Annotated in this window: 13 protein-coding genes and 3 tRNA genes; 7 read left to right on the forward strand and 9 right to left on the reverse strand. The window is 56.3% G+C overall.

The window, feature by feature from the left end:
- Positions 1-44: 44 nt before the first annotated feature.
- Together AC2FID_RS02655 and AC2FID_RS02660 are read right to left on the reverse strand one after the other, a co-directional pair.
- The gene (locus AC2FID_RS02655; protein WP_108858729.1) at positions 45-323 is read right to left on the reverse strand and encodes an NfeD family protein; all 279 of its coding nucleotides are present in this window, start codon (positions 321-323) and stop codon (positions 45-47) included.
- Positions 323-1,213, reverse strand: a complete 891-nt coding sequence (locus AC2FID_RS02660; RefSeq protein WP_058277825.1) for an SPFH domain-containing protein — start codon at positions 1,211-1,213, stop codon at positions 323-325. The genes AC2FID_RS02655 and AC2FID_RS02660 overlap by 1 nt, the downstream gene beginning before the upstream one ends.
- 177 nt (positions 1,214-1,390) lie before the next feature.
- Here AC2FID_RS02660 and AC2FID_RS02665 point away from each other — a divergent pair, with 177 nt between their 5' ends.
- The 3 genes from AC2FID_RS02665 to lon all read left to right on the forward strand — a co-directional run bounded on the left by AC2FID_RS02665 (position 1,391) and on the right by lon (position 6,117).
- Positions 1,391-2,302: a nucleoside hydrolase gene (locus AC2FID_RS02665; protein WP_496753887.1), complete on the forward strand. Its 912-nt coding sequence runs from the start codon at positions 1,391-1,393 to the stop codon at positions 2,300-2,302.
- A 64-nt stretch (positions 2,303-2,366) separates the two neighbouring features.
- Positions 2,367-3,497 carry a tRNA guanosine(34) transglycosylase Tgt gene (gene tgt / locus AC2FID_RS02670; RefSeq protein ID WP_496835281.1) on the forward strand — a complete coding sequence of 377 codons (1,131 nt, stop codon included), beginning with the start codon at positions 2,367-2,369 and terminating at the stop codon, positions 3,495-3,497.
- 211 nt (positions 3,498-3,708) lie between these two features.
- A complete protein-coding gene (gene lon, locus AC2FID_RS02675) occupies positions 3,709-6,117 on the forward strand; it encodes an endopeptidase La (RefSeq protein ID WP_058277828.1) in 2,409 nt (802 codons plus the stop codon).
- Positions 6,118-6,169: 52 nt separating this feature from the next.
- Here lon and AC2FID_RS02680 read toward each other — a convergent pair whose 3' ends face one another.
- Entirely contained in the window at positions 6,170-7,756 is a 1,587-nt protein-coding gene (locus tag AC2FID_RS02680; RefSeq protein ID WP_496835283.1) for an APC family permease, read from the reverse strand.
- Positions 7,757-7,883: 127 nt separating this feature from the next.
- Positions 7,884-7,958 (reverse strand) — tRNA-Val (locus tag AC2FID_RS02685).
- 211 nt (positions 7,959-8,169) lie between these two features.
- Here AC2FID_RS02685 and AC2FID_RS02690 point away from each other — a divergent pair.
- The 3 genes from AC2FID_RS02690 (at position 8,170) to uvrA (ending at position 11,404) form a co-directional block, all read left to right on the forward strand.
- Positions 8,170-8,246 (forward strand) — tRNA-Asp (locus AC2FID_RS02690).
- A gap of 46 nt (positions 8,247-8,292) precedes the next feature.
- Positions 8,293-8,369, forward strand: a tRNA-Asp gene (locus AC2FID_RS02695).
- Between the two features lie 176 nt (positions 8,370-8,545).
- The gene (gene uvrA, locus AC2FID_RS02700; protein ID WP_108858724.1) at positions 8,546-11,404 is read left to right on the forward strand and encodes an excinuclease ABC subunit UvrA; all 2,859 of its coding nucleotides are present in this window, start codon (positions 8,546-8,548) and stop codon (positions 11,402-11,404) included.
- A gap of 9 nt (positions 11,405-11,413) precedes the next feature.
- On the opposite strand, the gene AC2FID_RS02705 is transcribed toward uvrA, so the two are convergent.
- From AC2FID_RS02705 to AC2FID_RS02725, 5 genes are all read right to left on the reverse strand, one after another.
- Positions 11,414-11,746: a hypothetical protein gene (locus tag AC2FID_RS02705; protein ID WP_282168386.1), complete on the reverse strand. Its 333-nt coding sequence runs from the start codon at positions 11,744-11,746 to the stop codon at positions 11,414-11,416.
- Positions 11,747-11,843: 97 nt separating this feature from the next.
- On the reverse strand, positions 11,844-12,716 hold the full coding sequence (mmsB, locus tag AC2FID_RS02710) for a 3-hydroxyisobutyrate dehydrogenase (RefSeq protein ID WP_496835285.1): 873 nt from the start codon (positions 12,714-12,716) through the stop codon (positions 11,844-11,846).
- A gap of 3 nt (positions 12,717-12,719) precedes the next feature.
- Positions 12,720-13,760 (reverse strand): enoyl-CoA hydratase/isomerase family protein, encoded by a 1,041-nt coding sequence (locus tag AC2FID_RS02715; RefSeq protein WP_282168384.1) that lies wholly within the window; start codon positions 13,758-13,760, stop codon positions 12,720-12,722.
- A 7-nt stretch (positions 13,761-13,767) separates the two neighbouring features.
- Positions 13,768-14,910 carry an acyl-CoA dehydrogenase family protein gene (locus AC2FID_RS02720; protein WP_496835287.1) on the reverse strand — a complete coding sequence of 381 codons (1,143 nt, stop codon included), beginning with the start codon at positions 14,908-14,910 and terminating at the stop codon, positions 13,768-13,770.
- 117 nt (positions 14,911-15,027) lie between these two features.
- On the reverse strand, positions 15,028-16,143 hold the full coding sequence (locus tag AC2FID_RS02725) for a carboxylate-amine ligase (protein WP_282118526.1): 1,116 nt from the start codon (positions 16,141-16,143) through the stop codon (positions 15,028-15,030).
- Between the two features lie 140 nt (positions 16,144-16,283).
- On the opposite strand from AC2FID_RS02725, the gene AC2FID_RS02730 reads away from it, so the two are divergent.
- Positions 16,284-17,135, forward strand: a complete 852-nt coding sequence (locus AC2FID_RS02730; protein ID WP_496835288.1) for a class I SAM-dependent methyltransferase — start codon at positions 16,284-16,286, stop codon at positions 17,133-17,135.
- Positions 17,136-17,173: the final 38 nt, after the last annotated feature.

The following is a 17,173-nucleotide window of genomic DNA, read 5'->3' on the forward strand; positions in this document are numbered from 1 at the left end:
TCCAGTGGTGCCGTGTGGCCCCCGGGACGCTGCGTCGATTTGGATCAATCGTTGATATCGTGGCGGAAGGTTTTCACCTGGCCATGGGGCAGGGCGAACATGCGCCGCAGGATCAGCCAGGCCACAAGCGAAAGACCCGCAAAGATCAAAAGCAAGACCGCCAGGCTCGGGGCAAAACCGGGGATCACAAGCAAAAGCCCTGTGACCGCCGCTCCAATCGCAAAGCCAAGAAAGATGAACCCCGGCAAGACGATCTCAAGTATGCCCAGAGCTAGCGCTCCGGCCAGCCAGAGCCACCATGTTAGCCAGAAGGGATCAGCCATTACTTTCCTCCTTTCAACATCTTGAAGGCATCGCCAAAGGCCTCAAGCGCATTGGCGGGAACCACGATGGTCTGCGACCCGGTGCCGTTACCCAGCGCGTTCAGGGATTCGACCTGCTTCAACGCGACCTGATACTGGGCAGCCTCGATACCATTGTCCTGAATGGCCTTGGCGACAACGCCGGTTGCATAAGCTTCGGCCTCGGCCTGAATACGGCGGGCTTTTGCGGTCTGCTCGGCCGCATAAAGTTCCGCGTCGGCATTCAATTCGACCGAACGTTTCTGACCTTCAGCCTCGGTCACCTGCGCGCGGCGGGCGCGTTCGGCGTTCAACTGCTGCAACATCGCATCGCGTGTGGCCTGATCCAGGTTTACGTCCAGAATCTCGGCGCGGGTGACTTCGATCCCCCAGTCGTCAACGGCAGTTTCGACGCTTTCCTGAATGCGTTCAATCAGTTGCGCGCGATTGGACTGCACCTCATCCAGATCCATTTTACCGATTTCGGCACGGACGATACCTGCAACGGTTGTTGCAATCGCTCCGTCGACGTCACGGATACGGTACACGGTCTTTTCCGGTTCAAGAATACGGTAAAACACCGAAGTATCGATCTGAACCAGAACGTTGTCCTTGGTGATCGCGTCCTGCGTCGCATTCGGCAGCTGGCGTTCAAGAATGGATATCTTGTGACGCGCAACATCTAGAAAAGGAACGATAAAGTTGATTCCGGGGCCAAGCACCGAGTGCAGGCGGCCAAAGCGTTCAACCACGTATTTTTCGGACTGAGGCACAATTTTGATGCCTTTGAAAATAACGACGACAATCAGAACTGCTGCAAGCAGGTAAATGATGTTCGATGTTAGCAACCCAATGATCTGTTCTTCGGTCATATCTGTCCTCTATATTTTTGTGTACTATGGTATACACTTGGGGATTGACTCGCCCATTTTCAACTCTGGTATGGCGGGAATGGGGATAGATGCAAATCTCTGAAAACCACAATGTAGCGTGGAATATTTTGAATGTGGCTGCTTTGCATCCGGTTGTGATTGCGCTATCGGGCGGGGATGAAACTGATAATTGATACAGATCCGGGCATCGACGATGCGATGGCCATTGCCTATGCCGCCGCTGCACCAGAAATAGACCTGATCGGCCTGACCACGGTTTTCGGCAACACGCATGTGCACCAATCCAGCCGCAACGCGCGGTTCTTGCTCCATAAACTGGGACTGGACGCGCCAGTGGCTGAGGGGGCGCCGCTTCCAGTTGGTGCGACCACATACGACCCGTCCGAGCACGTGCATGGCCCCGAAGGATTCGGTGATTTGACTGACATTCCGCAGATTGGAGAAAATCACCCCCTGACAGCGGCTGAATTCCTTGTCGAGCAGGCGCGGGAACACAAAGGTGAGCTGGTCGTCTGCGCCATTGGTCCGTTGACCAATGTCGCCGATGCCATGCGGTTGGACACAGAGTTTGCAGGCAACATCAAGCGACTGGTGATCATGGGCGGTGCCGTGTTTTGCCCCGGGAACATCACGGAGCATGCCGAGGCCAACATCTATCACGATGCGCAGGCCGCGGATGCAGTGTTTGCGTCTCCGCCAGATACTGTTCTGGTCGGCTTGGATGTCACGCTGAAAACTCTGTACGAGACTGCGGATTTTGATGCATTGGCGGCGCGTTCCGCTGACATGGGCGGTTTCCTGCGCGACATCTCGAAATTTTATCTGAAATTCTACAAGGATATCGGTGGATTGGAAGGGTGCGGCCTGCACGACTCGACGGCTGTGATTGCCTGCACCCACGAACCCATGTTCGAGATAGTCGAAACCGGGCTTCAGGTTGAGGTAGATGGTCCGCAAATCGGGGCAACCCGACCGGATGCCAACAGACCAATGGTGCGCGTATGCCGGGATGTGGATGGGGCAGGGGTTGTCAGCCTGTTCACTGACCGCGTTGCGTCATTGCCCTGACGGCTTGCAATACCAGCGAAGATCGGGCAGTTGCTGCCCGGTTCAGCGACCCTGAGGCATTCACATGACAGACCGTTTCTCATTTGACCTGAAAGCCACGGATGGCAAAGCACGCACCGGGGTAATCCATACTCCACGCGGTGAGGTGCGCACGCCGGCCTTTATGCCGGTTGGCACCGCGGCAACGGTCAAAGCGATGATGCCGGAAAGCGTACGCGCCACAGGGGCGGACATCCTTTTGGGCAACACCTATCACTTGATGCTGCGTCCGACAGCCGAGCGGATCGACCGTTTGGGCGGGTTGCACAAGTTCATGAATTGGGAACGGCCGATCCTGACGGATTCCGGTGGGTTTCAGGTTATGTCGCTGGCCGGGTTGCGCAAGCTGACCGAAAAGGGTGTGACCTTCAAATCTCATATCGACGGCTCGCGCCACGAATTGACGCCTGAACGGTCGATGGAGATTCAGCGCCTGTTGGGGTCTGACATTGTCATGTGTTTCGACGAGTGCCCGGCGCTGCCCGCTGACCGGAATCGCATTGCCGAGTCGATGCGCCTGTCGATGCGGTGGGCCGAGCGGTCGCGTGACACTTTCGGGGATCGTCCCGGTCACGCTTTGTTCGGCATTCAGCAGGGCGGACTTGAGCAGGATTTCCGCGAGGAATCGGCCGAGGCGCTGAAAGAGATCGGTTTCGAAGGTTACGCCGTTGGCGGTCTTGCCGTGGGCGAAGGCCAACAGGCGATGTTCGACGTGCTGGACTTTGCGCCGGATATGCTGCCGGTCGACAAACCACGTTATCTGATGGGCGTTGGAAAACCGGATGATATTGTCGGCGCCGTTGCGCGCGGCATTGACATGATGGATTGCGTGTTGCCGTCCCGTTCGGGGCGCACAGGGCAGGTTTTCACGCGCTACGGCGTGGTGAACATCAAGAATGCCCGCCATTCAGACGATCCGCGCCCGTTGGATGAACACTGCACGTGTCCCGCCTGTTCAAACTACTCCCGCGCCTATCTGCACCATGTGTTCCGCTCGAACGAGATGATTTCGGGTATGCTGCTGACCTGGCATAATCTGCACTATTTCCAAGAGATCATGCAGGGCATGCGCGACGCCATCGCTGTCGGAACATTCGATGCGTGGCAGGTCGAGTTCCATGCGCAGCGCGCGCAAGGCGATATTGAGCCTGTTTGATAGGCGCTTGGCGTTTTGGTTATCAAAATCACCGAATAGTCCATCAGGTGCCTTGCAGTCCCGAACACCTCAGGTCATTCTCACCATGAGAGATGGCGGTAAGGTTGAAATAGGGCGGTTACTGCCCCACCTTTATCGTCCAAGACAGGAGACGGCCGGGCGTTGCCTCGATGAGGGACCAGAGCCGTCTTGCCAATGATAAGGATAGAGCATGCAAGAGCCCCTGAACTCCTCATACCCAGTGCTGCCGCTGCGCGATATCGTGGTTTTCCCGCATATGATCGTGCCGCTGTTCGTCGGTCGGGAAAAATCCGTCCGGGCGCTGGAAGAAGTGATGCAGGACGACAAGCAGATTCTGTTGTCCAGCCAGATCGACCCGAGCGACGATGATCCAACCGAAGACGGCATCTACCGTTCCGGTGTGCTGGCCAATGTACTGCAATTGCTGAAATTGCCGGACGGCACCGTGAAGGTGCTGGTCGAGGGCCAAGCCCGTGTGATGATCACGGAATTCCTTGAAAACGAAGAATTTTTTGAGGCCCGCGCCGAGTATCTGACCGAAATTCCGGGCGACGTTACGACAACCGAAGCACTGCAGCGCACTGTTGCGGATGAATTCGAGCGTTACGCGAAAGTGCGCAAAAACATCCCCGAAGAAGCGTTGACCGCAGTTGGAGAATCCACCGAACCGGCAAAGCTGGCTGACCTTGTGTCGGGTCATTTGGGGATTGAAGTCGAACAAAAGCAAGACCTGCTGGAAACCCTAAGCGTCAGCGAGCGACTTGAGAAGGTCTATGGCCTGATGCAGGGCGAAATGTCGGTTCTGCAGGTCGAGAAAAAGATCAAGACCCGCGTCAAAACCCAGATGGAGAAGACGCAGCGCGAGTACTATCTGAATGAGCAGATGAAGGCCATTCAGAAGGAACTTGGCGATGGCGAAGACGGCAGCAATGAAGTTGCCGAACTGGAAGCCAAGATCGAAGAGACCAAGCTGTCGAAAGAGGCCCGTGAAAAGGCCGAAGGCGAGCTGAAAAAGCTGCGTAACATGAGCCCGATGTCGGCTGAGGCCACCGTCGTACGCAACTATCTGGACTGGATTCTGGCCTTGCCGTGGGGCACCAAATCCCGCGTGAAAAAGGATCTGGGCCGCGCGCAGGACATTCTAGATGCCGATCATTATGGCCTTGAGAAGGTCAAGGAACGGATCGTCGAATATCTGGCTGTTCAGCAGCGGTCGAAAAAGCTGAAGGGCCCGATCATGTGCCTTGTTGGCCCTCCGGGTGTGGGTAAAACCTCGCTTGGTAAGTCGGTTGCACGTGCGACGGGGCGTGAGTTCATCCGCATCTCGCTGGGTGGTGTGCGCGACGAATCCGAGATCAGGGGACACCGTCGGACCTATATCGGTTCAATGCCCGGTAAGATCATCCAGGCGCTGAAAAAGGCGAAGACCACAAACCCGCTCATCCTGCTCGACGAGATCGACAAGATGGGGCAGGACTTCCGTGGTGACCCGGCTTCGGCGATGCTCGAGGTGTTGGACCCGGAGCAGAACAGCACATTCATGGACCACTACCTTGAGGTCGAATACGACCTGTCCAACGTGATGTTCCTGACCACATCCAACAGCTACAACATGCCTGGGCCTTTGCTGGACCGGATGGAGATCATTCCGCTGGCCGGTTACACCGAGGACGAAAAAAGTGAGATTGCCAAACAGCATCTGATCAGCAAGCAGGTGAAGAACCACGGCCTGAAGGCCAAGGAGTTCGAACTGACCGATGACGCGCTGCATTCGATCATCCGCACTTACACGCGGGAAGCTGGCGTTCGGAACTTAGAACGTGAAATCGCCAAGGTGGCGCGGAAGTCGCTGACCAAGATCATCAAGAAAGAGGCTGAATCTGTAACGGTGACGCCAGACAATCTGGATGAGTTCCTGGGCGTGCCCAAGTTCCGCTATGGCCTGGCCGAACAGGACGATCAGGTTGGTGTTGTCACCGGTCTGGCGTGGACATCGGTCGGTGGTGATCTGTTGCATATCGAGGCGCTGAAACTGCCGGGCAAGGGTCGGATGAAGACCACCGGCAAGCTGGGCGATGTGATGAAGGAATCCATCGATGCGGCGTCGTCCTATGTGCGGTCAATTTCGCCTCAGATTGGGGTGAAGCCACCCAAGTTCGACAAGATAGACATCCACGTGCACGTGCCGGATGGTGCGACTCCGAAAGACGGCCCTTCGGCTGGTCTGGCCATGGTGACCTCGATCGTATCCGTGCTGACCGGTATTCCGGTTCGTAAGGACATCGCGATGACGGGTGAGGTTTCGTTGCGTGGCAACGCGATGCCGATTGGTGGTTTGAAAGAGAAACTGCTGGCGGCCCTGCGCGGTGGCATCAAGACTGTTCTGATCCCGGAAGAGAACGAAAAGGATTTGGCCGAGATCCCGGACAACGTGAAAGAAGGTCTGAAGATCATTCCGGTAGAGCATGTGTCCGAAGTTCTCAAACTGGCGCTGGTGCGTGAGCCGGAAGCGATTGAGTGGGATGAGGCTGCCGAAGAGGCTGCCGCAGCCGCTGCAAAGGCCACTGAAAGCGCAAGCCCGTCTGCCACGACGCACTAAGCGATAGGCGATAGACAAAGAAAAGGCGGGGTTTTCCCCGCCTTTTTCTTTTTCAGAAGCCGATAACGGGTTTCTTCGGGTCCAGAACCTCTTCCTCGGCGATGTAAGTCTGAAACTTTTTGGCGGACAGGGAGGATCGGACCGCCAGACCAAAAATGACGATTGAAAACAGAACACACAGCAAAATATCCCAACCAAAGGGGATTTGCTTAAGCGCACCTTCCCCGAACTGTCCCAGGAACGAGATCAAGCCGATCCCTCCGAAATAGGGAACCAGCCACAGGGCCTCGGTCATGTCCATTTCGTCCAACCGATTGTGGAACCGTGCCAGAAGAAGAACAAACCCGACGATCAACGCGATGCCAAGCCGGCAAACGGTGTCCCATCCGCTCCAATAAACGATGAGCGTGGCGACAGCGAAGGCCGTGATGGCCACCACTTTGACGAAAGGGATGCGAATGGACCGCGGGTGGTCCGGCATCAGGCGGCGCAGGCACACAACGGCGATTGGCCCAACGGCAAAAGATACGACTATGGCCGCACCATTCAGGGCAATAACGGTGGTGAACGGGACCGTAAGAAGGAACAGAATTCCAATCAGAAAGTTCAGCGCCAAGGCCCACAAGGGCACCCCAAATGAGGACAGTATTTGCAAACGCTTTGGCAGGAACCCGTTCTGTGACAAGGCCATCGCGATACGCGCGTTCGAACCGGTGGACACCAAACCGTTGCCAAAGGGGCCAATGACCGAACCTATGTTCAAAACGCTCAGGAACCAGACGATCCCAACCGATAGGATGACCCCGTCCAATGGCCCCTGACCGCTAAAATTCAGGCTTGCCCAGCCGTTCTTCAGCATCTCCGGGTCAAGAGCGCCGATAAACGCAATCTGTAATCCGACGTAAATGGCTGCACACAGAATGATGGACAGCACCAGTGCCGCAGGAATGGCGACTTTGTGGTTTCGAACCTCTCCAGCCATATCGACCACATGGCGGAAACCGATGAAGGAAAAGATGACGCCTCCGGTTGAAACAGCCGCCATGATGCCCTGCAAGCCGTACGGCGCAAAACCACCCGGTTGGGTGAAGTTCCCGGTGTCAAATCGACTTGCGATCAGCAGAATCGACAGAACGATAGGAATGGCAATTTTGGCCCATGTCAGCGTCGCGTTGACTTGCGTGAAGAATTTTACCCCCAACGCATTAATGACAACGAACAACAACATGAAAAACAACGCCACGGCGATACCCGCGCCGGTCAAATCGCCCGTATCGGCTGTGTGCAGCCAGGGAGCATAAGGCCCGAGGTATTTAAGCATCGCCTCGACCTCAATCGGGGCGGTGGTGTTGTACCCAATCCAGGCGGTCCACCCCATTGCCATCGAAACGATGTTCCCGTGCGAAAACTGGGGGACGCGGGCGATCCCTCCGGGAATGGGCAGCATGGCCGAGATCTCGGCGAAGGTTATCGCAAGAACGAACATGGCCACCGCGCCAATGATCCACGAAAGGATAGCGGCAGGACCTGCGTGTTGAACTGCGAGGAGGGGGCCGAACAACCAGCCGGAACCGATAATTCCACCGACCGAAATGAAGGTCAGGCCGACAAGGCCAATGTCCCGTTTCAATTTGGCCATGCGAAACCCCGTGCTTCAGCGCCGGTTGATCACACGGCAGATGCAAGAACGATACGCAGTTGAAATGCAAGCTGGCAAGCATTGTAATTTCAAGGCCTTAGAAGGCGTTGATTCTGAGGAAGTGGAATGGTGGGTGATAAGAGATTTGAACTCCTGACATCTTCGATGTGAACGAAGCGCTCTACCACTGAGCTAATCACCCGTAGGCGCTGCTGTTACAGCGACTCGGATTGGTTGGCAAGATGGCCGGTGGTGAATTCGATCCAGCTCATGAAATGCTGGTTTTCCGGCCTCGGGGGTGGGTGGCTCAATCGGAAAAAATCAGGTTCTTCGAAAAAACTTCAAAACGCCGCTTGACGATGTCGGGGCGTAGCCATAATACACCCAAACGTTCAGCGATGAACAGACAGCGGGCGGTTGTAGCTCAGATGGTTAGAGTACCGGCCTGTCACGCCGGGGGTCGCGGGTTCGAGCCCCGTCAACCGCGCCACTGCTGTCAGCCTGGATCCGGGTTAAGGGATCACGAAAATAGATGCGCGGTTGTAGCTCAGTTGGTTAGAGTACCGGCCTGTCACGCCGGGGGTCGCGGGTTCGAGCCCCGTCAACCGCGCCATTTTCCACAAAGTCAGCGGTAATTTCGTAAATTGTGCCACGCTTCGGCGTGTCAAATGCGATGCTGCTTTGTCGGATCGGCGAATAGATGACGGTTCTTGCTTTGTTCTAACTTTTCTGTTGGAGTTCCAGCGTCGTTCACCTATTTCTAAGACACTTGTGTGTTGGGGGCCAAAAATGGCTGAGCTGAAGAATATCGAAGTGCGCGGAGCGCGCGAACATAACCTCAAAGGTATCGACGTGGACATCCCACGTGATCAGCTTGTGGTGATCACCGGGCTGTCGGGGTCTGGTAAGTCGTCTTTGGCTTTCGACACGATCTATGCCGAGGGCCAGCGGCGTTACGTTGAAAGCCTGTCAGCCTATGCGCGCCAGTTTCTGGACATGATGGAAAAGCCGGATGTGGACCACATCAGCGGCCTTTCACCGGCCATCTCGATTGAACAGAAGACTACATCCAAAAACCCGCGTTCGACCGTCGGAACGGTCACCGAGATCTATGACTATATGCGCTTGTTATTCGCCCGGTCCGGAACGCCGTACAGCCCGGCCACTGGGCAGCCGATTGAGGCGCAGCAGGTTCAGGACATGGTCGACCGCATCATGACGATGGAGGAGGGGACACGCGGATACCTGCTCGCCCCCATCGTGCGCGACCGCAAAGGCGAATACAAAAAAGAATTCCTTGAACTGCGCAAGCAGGGTTTTCAGCGCGTTAAGGTCGACGGAGAATTCTACGAACTGGATGAACCGCCCACGCTGGACAAGAAATATCGCCACGACATTGATGTCGTTGTCGACCGCCTTGTCGTGCGCGAAGGGATGGAGACCCGGCTGGCCGACAGTTTGCGTACTGCTTTGGACTTGGCCGACGGTATCGCCGTTCTCGAAACCGCGCCGCGTGAGGGCGATCCGGAACGGATCACGTTTAGCGAGAACTTTGCTTGCCCGGTCAGCGGCTTCACCATTCCTGAAATCGAACCCCGTTTGTTTTCGTTCAACGCTCCGTTCGGGGCGTGTCCGGATTGTGATGGTCTTGGTGTCGAGCTGTTCTTTGACGAACGCCTTGTGGTGCCGGACCAGACCCTGAAACTGTACGACGGGGCGTTGGCGCCCTGGCGCAAGGGAAAGTCGCCGTACTTCCTGCAGACCATTGAAGCGATTGCCCGACACTATGAGTTCGACAAGAACACGCCGTGGAAGGACCTGCCGCCAAAGGTGCAGCAAGTGTTTCTGCGCGGTTCCGGCGACGAAGAAATCCAATTCCGCTATGATGAAGGCGGGCGGGTCTATCAGGTCACCCGCAGCTTTGAGGGCGTGATCCCGAATATGCAGCGCCGTTATCGCGAGACCGACAGCGCATGGATCCGTGAAGAGTTTGAGCGGTATCAGAACAATCGTCCCTGTGGTGCCTGTGAAGGCTATCGCCTACGTCCCGAGGCGCTGGCGGTTAAGATCGCAGGCGCGCATGTCGGGCAGGTTGTTCAGATGTCGATCCGCGAGGCCCTGGCCTGGATCGAAGATGCACCGAACCATCTAAGTGTCCAGAAGAACGAAATCGCACGCGCCATTCTCAAGGAAATCCGCGAGCGGCTGGGATTTCTGAATAATGTTGGTTTGGAATACCTTACGCTGTCCCGCTCAAGTGGTACCTTGTCTGGTGGTGAAAGCCAGCGCATTCGTCTGGCCAGCCAGATCGGATCTGGTTTGACAGGAGTTTTGTACGTTCTGGATGAACCGTCCATTGGTCTGCACCAGCGGGACAATGATCGCTTGCTTGGGACGCTAAAGAACCTGCGTGACCAGGGTAACACAGTGATTGTCGTCGAGCATGACGAGGAAGCAATCCGCGAGGCGGATTATGTTTTTGACATCGGGCCGGGGGCTGGAGTGCATGGTGGTCAGGTTGTCAGCAAAGGCACACCTGATCAAATCGCGGCTGATGCGGCCTCAATGACCGGGCAATACTTGTCGGGAACCCGCGAGATCTCGGTACCGGCTGAGCGACGCAAAGGGAACAAAAAGAAGGTGACGGTTGTCAAAGCGACCGGGAACAATCTGAAGAACGTGACGGCGGAGTTTCCGCTTGGCAAGTTTGTCTGTGTCACTGGTGTCTCCGGCGGCGGGAAATCGACGCTTACGATTGAGACGCTGTTTAAAACTGCCTCCATGCGCCTGAACGGCGCGCGGCAAACGCCGGCGCCCTGCGAAACCATCAAGGGGTTGGAGCATCTGGATAAGGTCATCGACATTGACCAGCGCCCTATCGGGCGAACTCCGCGTTCAAATCCAGCGACTTACACCGGGGCCTTCACGCCGATCCGCGATTGGTTTGCCGGTCTGCCCGAGGCAAAGGCGCGCGGCTATAAGCCCGGACGGTTCAGCTTTAACGTCAAGGGTGGTCGTTGCGAGGCCTGTCAGGGTGACGGTGTCATCAAGATTGAGATGCATTTCCTGCCCGATGTTTACGTCACCTGCGAAACCTGTAAGGGCGCGCGGTACAACCGCGAAACGCTGGAGATCAAGTTCAAAGGCAAGTCTATCGCCGATGTCCTTGATATGACCGTCGAAGACGCGCAGGAGTTCTTTAAGGCCGTGCCGTCGATCCGCGATAAAATGGACGCACTGGCGCGGGTCGGGCTTGGTTATATTAAGGTTGGGCAGCAGGCGACCACACTTTCGGGTGGCGAGGCGCAGCGCGTGAAGCTTTCAAAGGAATTGTCCAAACGCTCGACCGGGCGAACTTTGTATATTCTGGATGAACCAACCACTGGCCTACATTTCGAAGACGTGCGCAAGTTGTTGGAAGTGCTGCATGAACTGGTCGATCAGGGCAATACTGTCGTTGTGATTGAACACAATCTGGATGTCGTCAAAACCGCCGACCACATCATTGATATCGGCCCGGAAGGCGGCGATGGCGGTGGTGAGATCGTGGCAACCGGGACACCCGAGAATGTGGCCGAGGTCGATCGCAGTCATACCGGCAGGTATCTCAAACCGATGTTGGACGGTGCGCGCGTTGCTGCGGAATAGTGCAGTTCTTTAGTAAAGAATATCAGCCGCTGCGCCGATCAGGTTCAGCACCTTTTGCGTTTCGGGGTCGACACGATAAACGTAATCGCCCGCGCGAATGTAGGATCCGCCGCGATTCAGACCATAACGGTAGGGATCATTGATCCAGCGGTAGTCGCGCGTGATATAGTCGCCCTTTTTGTACTGGTTTTTTACCTGACCCGGCGGAACACAGGGCACTGCTTTTTTTGCCAAGCCTGGCGGGCAATGACCCGCCTTACTCTTTCCGTTCCCTGCAATTGCTGTAGCCGGACTCAATGAAAGCGCGACAATGGTCAAAGTAACAGACAGAATTCGCGACATCATGTTTCCTTTCGCGTTAAAGCGCGGTTAGGAAACAGATGGCCGCTGTTTGTCTGCCGGTCAACCCGATGGGCAGGAAGTCGCCACCCTGTGGCGACTAGCTCCGGGTACGGTTTTCAAAACGTGGCAGCATGGCGGAAAAATCCTTGCCCAGCCCGTCTTCGGATTCGACGAATTTCTCATAAAGCGCTGTTGCAACCTGTCCCATTGGCGTGTCTGCGTCCGAACTTTCAGCAGCTTGCTGGCTGAGCCGCAGGTCTTTTAACATCAACTCGGCCGCAAATCCGGGTTGATAGTCGTTATCCGCGGGGCTGGCTGGTCCAACGCCCGGGGCGGGGCAGTAGGCGTTCATCGTCCAGCTATAGCCCGAGGACGTGCTGACCACATCAAACATCTTTTGCCGGTCTAGCCCAAGCTTGTCGGCCAATGCAAAGGCCTCGCAGGTGGCGATCATGGTCACGCCCAGAATCATATTGTTGCAAATCTTAGCCGCTTGACCAGCACCGGATTCGCCGCAATGCACGGCTTTCTGACCCATAATGTCGAACAGCGGCGATGCTTTTTCAAACGCCGCGTCGCTACCGCCAGCCATGAAGGTCAGCGTACCCGCTGCCGCACCGCCGATGCCACCCGACACCGGGGCGTCTACTGCGAGAACGTCCGCTTCCTTGGCTTGCTCGGCAACGGCGCGGGCGCTGTCTACATCGACCGTCGAACAGTCGATCCAGACCGCTCCGGGCGCCATGGCGGGAATGATCTCATTTGCCACCGCCCGCAGGATCTGTCCGTTCGGCAGCATGGTCACGACGATGTCGGCATCGGCCGCGGCTTCAGGGCCGGAGCTGGCCATAGTGACACCCGGCACGGTGACATCCGCCATATCAAAGCCGCTGACATCATGCCCTGCTTTGGCAAGGTTGGCCGCCATCGGATTGCCCATGTTGCCCAGACCGATAAACCCGATTTTCATTCCTTAATCCTCCTCAAAAGTCAGCGTGTTCGCGCCCAAAGGTTGTAGCATCTTTGAAACAGCGACAGCCGGTATGTCTTGGTTCTGATGGCGCCAGCTCGGGTTGCGATCCTTGTCGATGATCTGCGCCCGGATACCCTCCAGAAAGTCCCCGTGTTCCATCGCGCGATAGGTGAAGCGATACTCCAGCTCCAACGCCTTGCGCATGGTCAGGTTTGGAGTGCGGAGACGGTGCAGCATCTCGACCGTGCAGGCCATGGAGAGTGGTGAATTGCGCCCGATCAATTTCAGCGCGTCAGCGGCGGCGTCATTGTTCGAGTTGCGCAGGCTGTTCTGGATATCTCCAAGCGTTTCGCCCCCGAAATCCGTCTCAATTGCATCTTGCATTGCGACCAACGAACCTTCGGGCGGCGTGTCGGAATGGCTTTCAAGAATGCTGGCGTCGCCGGATGCTTCAAGCATGTCGATCAGATCAGACCATTGCTGGATCGGAATGTGACGATCTGCGAAACCGGCCAGAATGGCATCGGCTGGCCCCATGCGATGCCCGGTTGTGCCGAGGTATTCACCTAACCGTCCGGGTGCGAGTGCCAGCATCAGCGTGCTGCCGACATCCGGAACCAAACCGATCGAGCATTCGGGCAGGGCGATTTGCGACGTTTCACCAACGATGCGATGGCTGCCATGGCACCCGATGCCGACGCCTCCACCCATCGTGAAACCCTGTAGGAAGCTGACTACCGGTTTTGGGTATTCGAAGATCAGAGCATTCAAGCGGTACTCATCGCGCCAGAACTTTCGGCCGTATTCAAAATCGCCCATGGTGCCGGTCTCATAAAGCTCGGCAATGTCACCGCCCGCGCAAAAGGCCTTGTCGCCCTCGGCATCCAGAATGACCAGATCGACCGCGTCATCCTCACGCCAGTTGCGCAAAGCGGTGTCGATGGCCAGGCACATATCATAGCTGAGCGCATTTAGCGCCTTGGTCCGGGTCAGGGTGATACGACCGGCACGGCCTGCTGTGCGAATATAGATGTCTGACATAAAGTCCTCAGCGCTGAGAGAGCATCTGGCGGGCAACGATGACCCTCATGATCTCGTTCGTGCCTTCCAAAATCTGATGCACGCGCAGATCGCGTACAAGCTTTTCGATACCGTAATCGGCCAGATAGCCATAGCCGCCATGCAATTGCAGGCATTGATCGACCACTTTCGATCCCGTTTCTGTCACGAATTTCTTGGCCATAGCGCAGAACTTTGTCGCATCGGGCGCGCCCTGATCCAGTTTCCACGCCGCCTGACGCAGGAATGTCCGGGCGGCCTGCAATTCGATCTCCATATCTGCCAGACGGAACTGAAGGGCCTGAAACTGGTCGATGGATTGCCCGAAAGCCTTCCGCTCGGACATGTATTGCAGTGTCATGTTCAACCCGGTTTGTGCGGCACCTAGAGAACAGGACGCGATGTTCAGACGCCCGCCATCCAACCCCTTCATCGCGTATTTGAAACCGTCGCCCTCGACACCTACAAGGTTGTCGGAAGGGATCTTGCAATCGTCGAACTGCACCTGCGCCGTAGGCTGGCTTTTCCACCCCATCTTTTGTTCAAGCGCGCCAAAGCTAAGGCCGGAGGTGCCATCTTCGACATAAACTGTCGAAATGCCCTTGGGCCCATCCTGACCGGTGCGCACCATGCAGACATAGGCATCCGAATACCCGCCACCCGAGATGAAAGCCTTGGTGCCGTTCAGGGTATAGCCTTCGTTCGTGCGTTCAGCACGGGTTTTCAAAGCGGCTGCGTCAGAACCTGAGCCGGGCTCGGTCAGGCAATAGCTGAGCACGGTGTTCAAGCTTAGAACATTGGGCATGATGCGGGATTTCAGCTCGTCACTCCCAAAGCTGTCCAGCATCTTGGCACACATGTTGTGGATCGACAGAAAGGCCGCGACAGAGGGGCAGGCCATCGACAAAGCTTCGAACACAAGCGTGGCGTCCAAACGAGACAGGCCAGAACCGCCGCTGTCCTCAGAAACATAAAGGCCGCCGAAACCCAGCTCACCAACGCGCGGCCAAAGGTCTTTGGGGATGGTGCCTTCGGCTTCCCACTGGCGGGCAAATGGGGCGATGTTTTCCTGCCCGAAATCATGGGCCATGTCGAAGATTGCGTTCTGCTCTTCGGTTGTTGCGAAATCCATGGATTGCCTCCCACGCTGCCCGTTGAATTGAACGAGTGTTTATTTCCCAATCCTTACAGAAATTTTGCACGGCCATCAATCACGGGCACATTCTTGTGCGGGAAAACGTGCCAACGTTCAGAGGTCTTGATGGAATTCGTCAATCAAGTGTTGAACCACAGCCTTGCCGGGGTCATCACCTTTTGCCGCTGCCTCGGCATGCACACGGCGCTGGCGGGTGGCCGAGGTGCCGTTCTGGGCAATCTGCTGTAGTTTGGCCAACTCAGTCATGGTGCCCAGAGCTTCGGCATCTTCGGCCAGCAGACCCATCAATTCGCCCATAAGTTCCGGCATGGGTTTGATTGAGCGATCTCCGAAGTCAATCATCCCTTCGCCAACGCCATAGCGCTGCGCACGCCAGCGGTTTTCGCCAATGAGAAAGCGATCGTATTGTCGCCACCTGAGATTTCGGTCTTTCAAGCGACATAGCATGCGCGTTAACGCCTGCACCATTGCGGCCAGTGAAAGTGCATGCTCCATGCGGGGCTGCACGTCCATGATCCGGGTTTCCAGCGTTGGATATTGGTGCGACGGTCGCAAATCCCACCAGATTTTCGTGGTGTCTTCTATCACGCCCAGTTCGACCAGAACGCCCGTGGTCCGTTCGTATTCAGACCAACCGGAAAAGATCGGGGGCAGACCGGTCCGGGGCAAGTTGTCAAATACCGTTAACCTGTACGAAGACAGACCTGTGTCCTCACCGTTCCAATAGGGCGATGACGTCGACAAGGCTAAGAGATGCGGCAGAAAGTAGGACAGCTGCGGGATGAGGTCGGCGCGCAAGGCTGAATCGGCCACCCCGATATGGACATGCATGCCACAGATCAGCATACGCCGCGCCACTCCGCCCAACGCGTGTTGTAGCGCGTCATATCGGTCTTTGCGCGTGTGTTGCTGTTTTTTCCAGTCAGCAAAGGGGTGGCAGGAAACAGCGATTGGGGCAAGGTTGTGCTCGGCGGCGCGTTTCGAAACACAGGACCGCAAGCGTTTCAGATCCTCGCGCGCAGAGCTGATGGTCACATGCGGTCGCGTACCGACCTCGATCTGGCATTGGAGGAATTCGGGGCTGACCTGTCCTTCAAAATCGGCCTGGCAGGCTTCCATTAACGCGGCAGGCGCTTCGGCGAGTTCCAGACTGTCTCGATCAACCAACAGATACTCTTCTTCGATGCCCAGCGTAAATTCCTGCTGCATTCCGGCCCTCGCAACTATGTTCCAACCAGTGAATACGGAAATTGTCTTTTTGCCAAGTGTTTGCCAGCTGGGTTCTTGCGAAGCCCCCATGCGCACAGGTAAGGAGGCGTCTAGACTGTCACCAAACCCGGAGCCCCCCCGTGAAACCAAGGAAATTCCCCCGGCTGAACGCCGTGCTTGACCGGTTTGGTGTGAAACTGATCGACAAAGTGACCGAACGGGACGAGCGCGCGCGCCTTGAGGCGTTTGAACGGGCAGGGGGTCTGACCCGACCTGCCTATGCTATGTCTCCGGGGATGGATGGGTTCGACATCACTCAATTGGTGTCGGAATACCAAGAACACTCTGTTTCTCTGGAAGCTCTGAAAGACCCGGCGCGCAACAAGACCGGTTATCGTATCAACAATGGGTACTACGACAGCCCGGACGCGGATGCGCTGTATCTGATGATACGCAGGTTCAAACCCAAACGGGTGATCGAGGTGGGTTGCGGCAACTCGACCCGTGTGACTCGGCAGGCGATTATCGACGGCGGGTTGCAGACCAACGTCACCGCAATCGATCCGTATCCACGGGCAGATATCGCGCATGTGGTGGATGAGTTCGAACAAAAACGTCTGGAAGAAGTCGATCCGGCACTGTTCGAGAAACTCGAATCCGGTGACGTATTGTTCATCGATTCCAGTCACGTTGTTCGCATGAGCAATGACGTCGCGCACCTGTTCTGCCGTATCATTCCGGCGCTCAAACCCGGTGTGGTCATTCATGTGCACGATGTTTTTCTGCCTTATGAATATCCCAAACGGTTCTTCTATGATTGCCCGGGCTGGGGTGAGCAGTACATGCTGCATGCACTCCTGCAATCTGGTGCATATTCAATGCTTTGGCCCGGATACTACCTTCAACAGGATCGCCCCGATGCGGTCGAATCCTTGCCATTTTTGAAAGGCGGTCGCGCCCAAAGCATATGGGTTCAGGTCAAAGAAAATTGATCTGTTAGTGATCCGGCGCGACTAAGCGCCCGTACCCC

The sequence above is a fragment of the Ruegeria sp. CDSC068 genome (assembly GCF_059610545.1).

What these genes read in the sequence shown, in the direction of transcription:
- AC2FID_RS02655 (WP_108858729.1), bottom strand. Translation starts at nt 323, where the DNA reads ATGGCTGATCCCTTCTGGCTAACATGGTGGCTCTGGCTGGCCGGAGCG.
- AC2FID_RS02660 (WP_058277825.1), bottom strand. Translation starts at nt 1,213, where the DNA reads ATGACCGAAGAACAGATCATTGGGTTGCTAACATCGAACATCATTTAC.
- AC2FID_RS02665 (WP_496753887.1), top strand. Translation starts at nt 1,391, where the DNA reads ATGAAACTGATAATTGATACAGATCCGGGCATCGACGATGCGATGGCC.
- tgt (WP_496835281.1), top strand. Translation starts at nt 2,367, where the DNA reads ATGACAGACCGTTTCTCATTTGACCTGAAAGCCACGGATGGCAAAGCA.
- lon (WP_058277828.1), top strand. Translation starts at nt 3,709, where the DNA reads ATGCAAGAGCCCCTGAACTCCTCATACCCAGTGCTGCCGCTGCGCGAT.
- AC2FID_RS02680 (WP_496835283.1), bottom strand. Translation starts at nt 7,756, where the DNA reads ATGGCCAAATTGAAACGGGACATTGGCCTTGTCGGCCTGACCTTCATT.
- uvrA (WP_108858724.1), top strand. Translation starts at nt 8,546, where the DNA reads ATGGCTGAGCTGAAGAATATCGAAGTGCGCGGAGCGCGCGAACATAAC.
- AC2FID_RS02705 (WP_282168386.1), bottom strand. Translation starts at nt 11,746, where the DNA reads ATGTCGCGAATTCTGTCTGTTACTTTGACCATTGTCGCGCTTTCATTG.
- mmsB (WP_496835285.1), bottom strand. Translation starts at nt 12,716, where the DNA reads ATGAAAATCGGGTTTATCGGTCTGGGCAACATGGGCAATCCGATGGCG.
- AC2FID_RS02715 (WP_282168384.1), bottom strand. Translation starts at nt 13,760, where the DNA reads ATGTCAGACATCTATATTCGCACAGCAGGCCGTGCCGGTCGTATCACC.
- AC2FID_RS02720 (WP_496835287.1), bottom strand. Translation starts at nt 14,910, where the DNA reads ATGGATTTCGCAACAACCGAAGAGCAGAACGCAATCTTCGACATGGCC.
- AC2FID_RS02725 (WP_282118526.1), bottom strand. Translation starts at nt 16,143, where the DNA reads ATGCAGCAGGAATTTACGCTGGGCATCGAAGAAGAGTATCTGTTGGTT.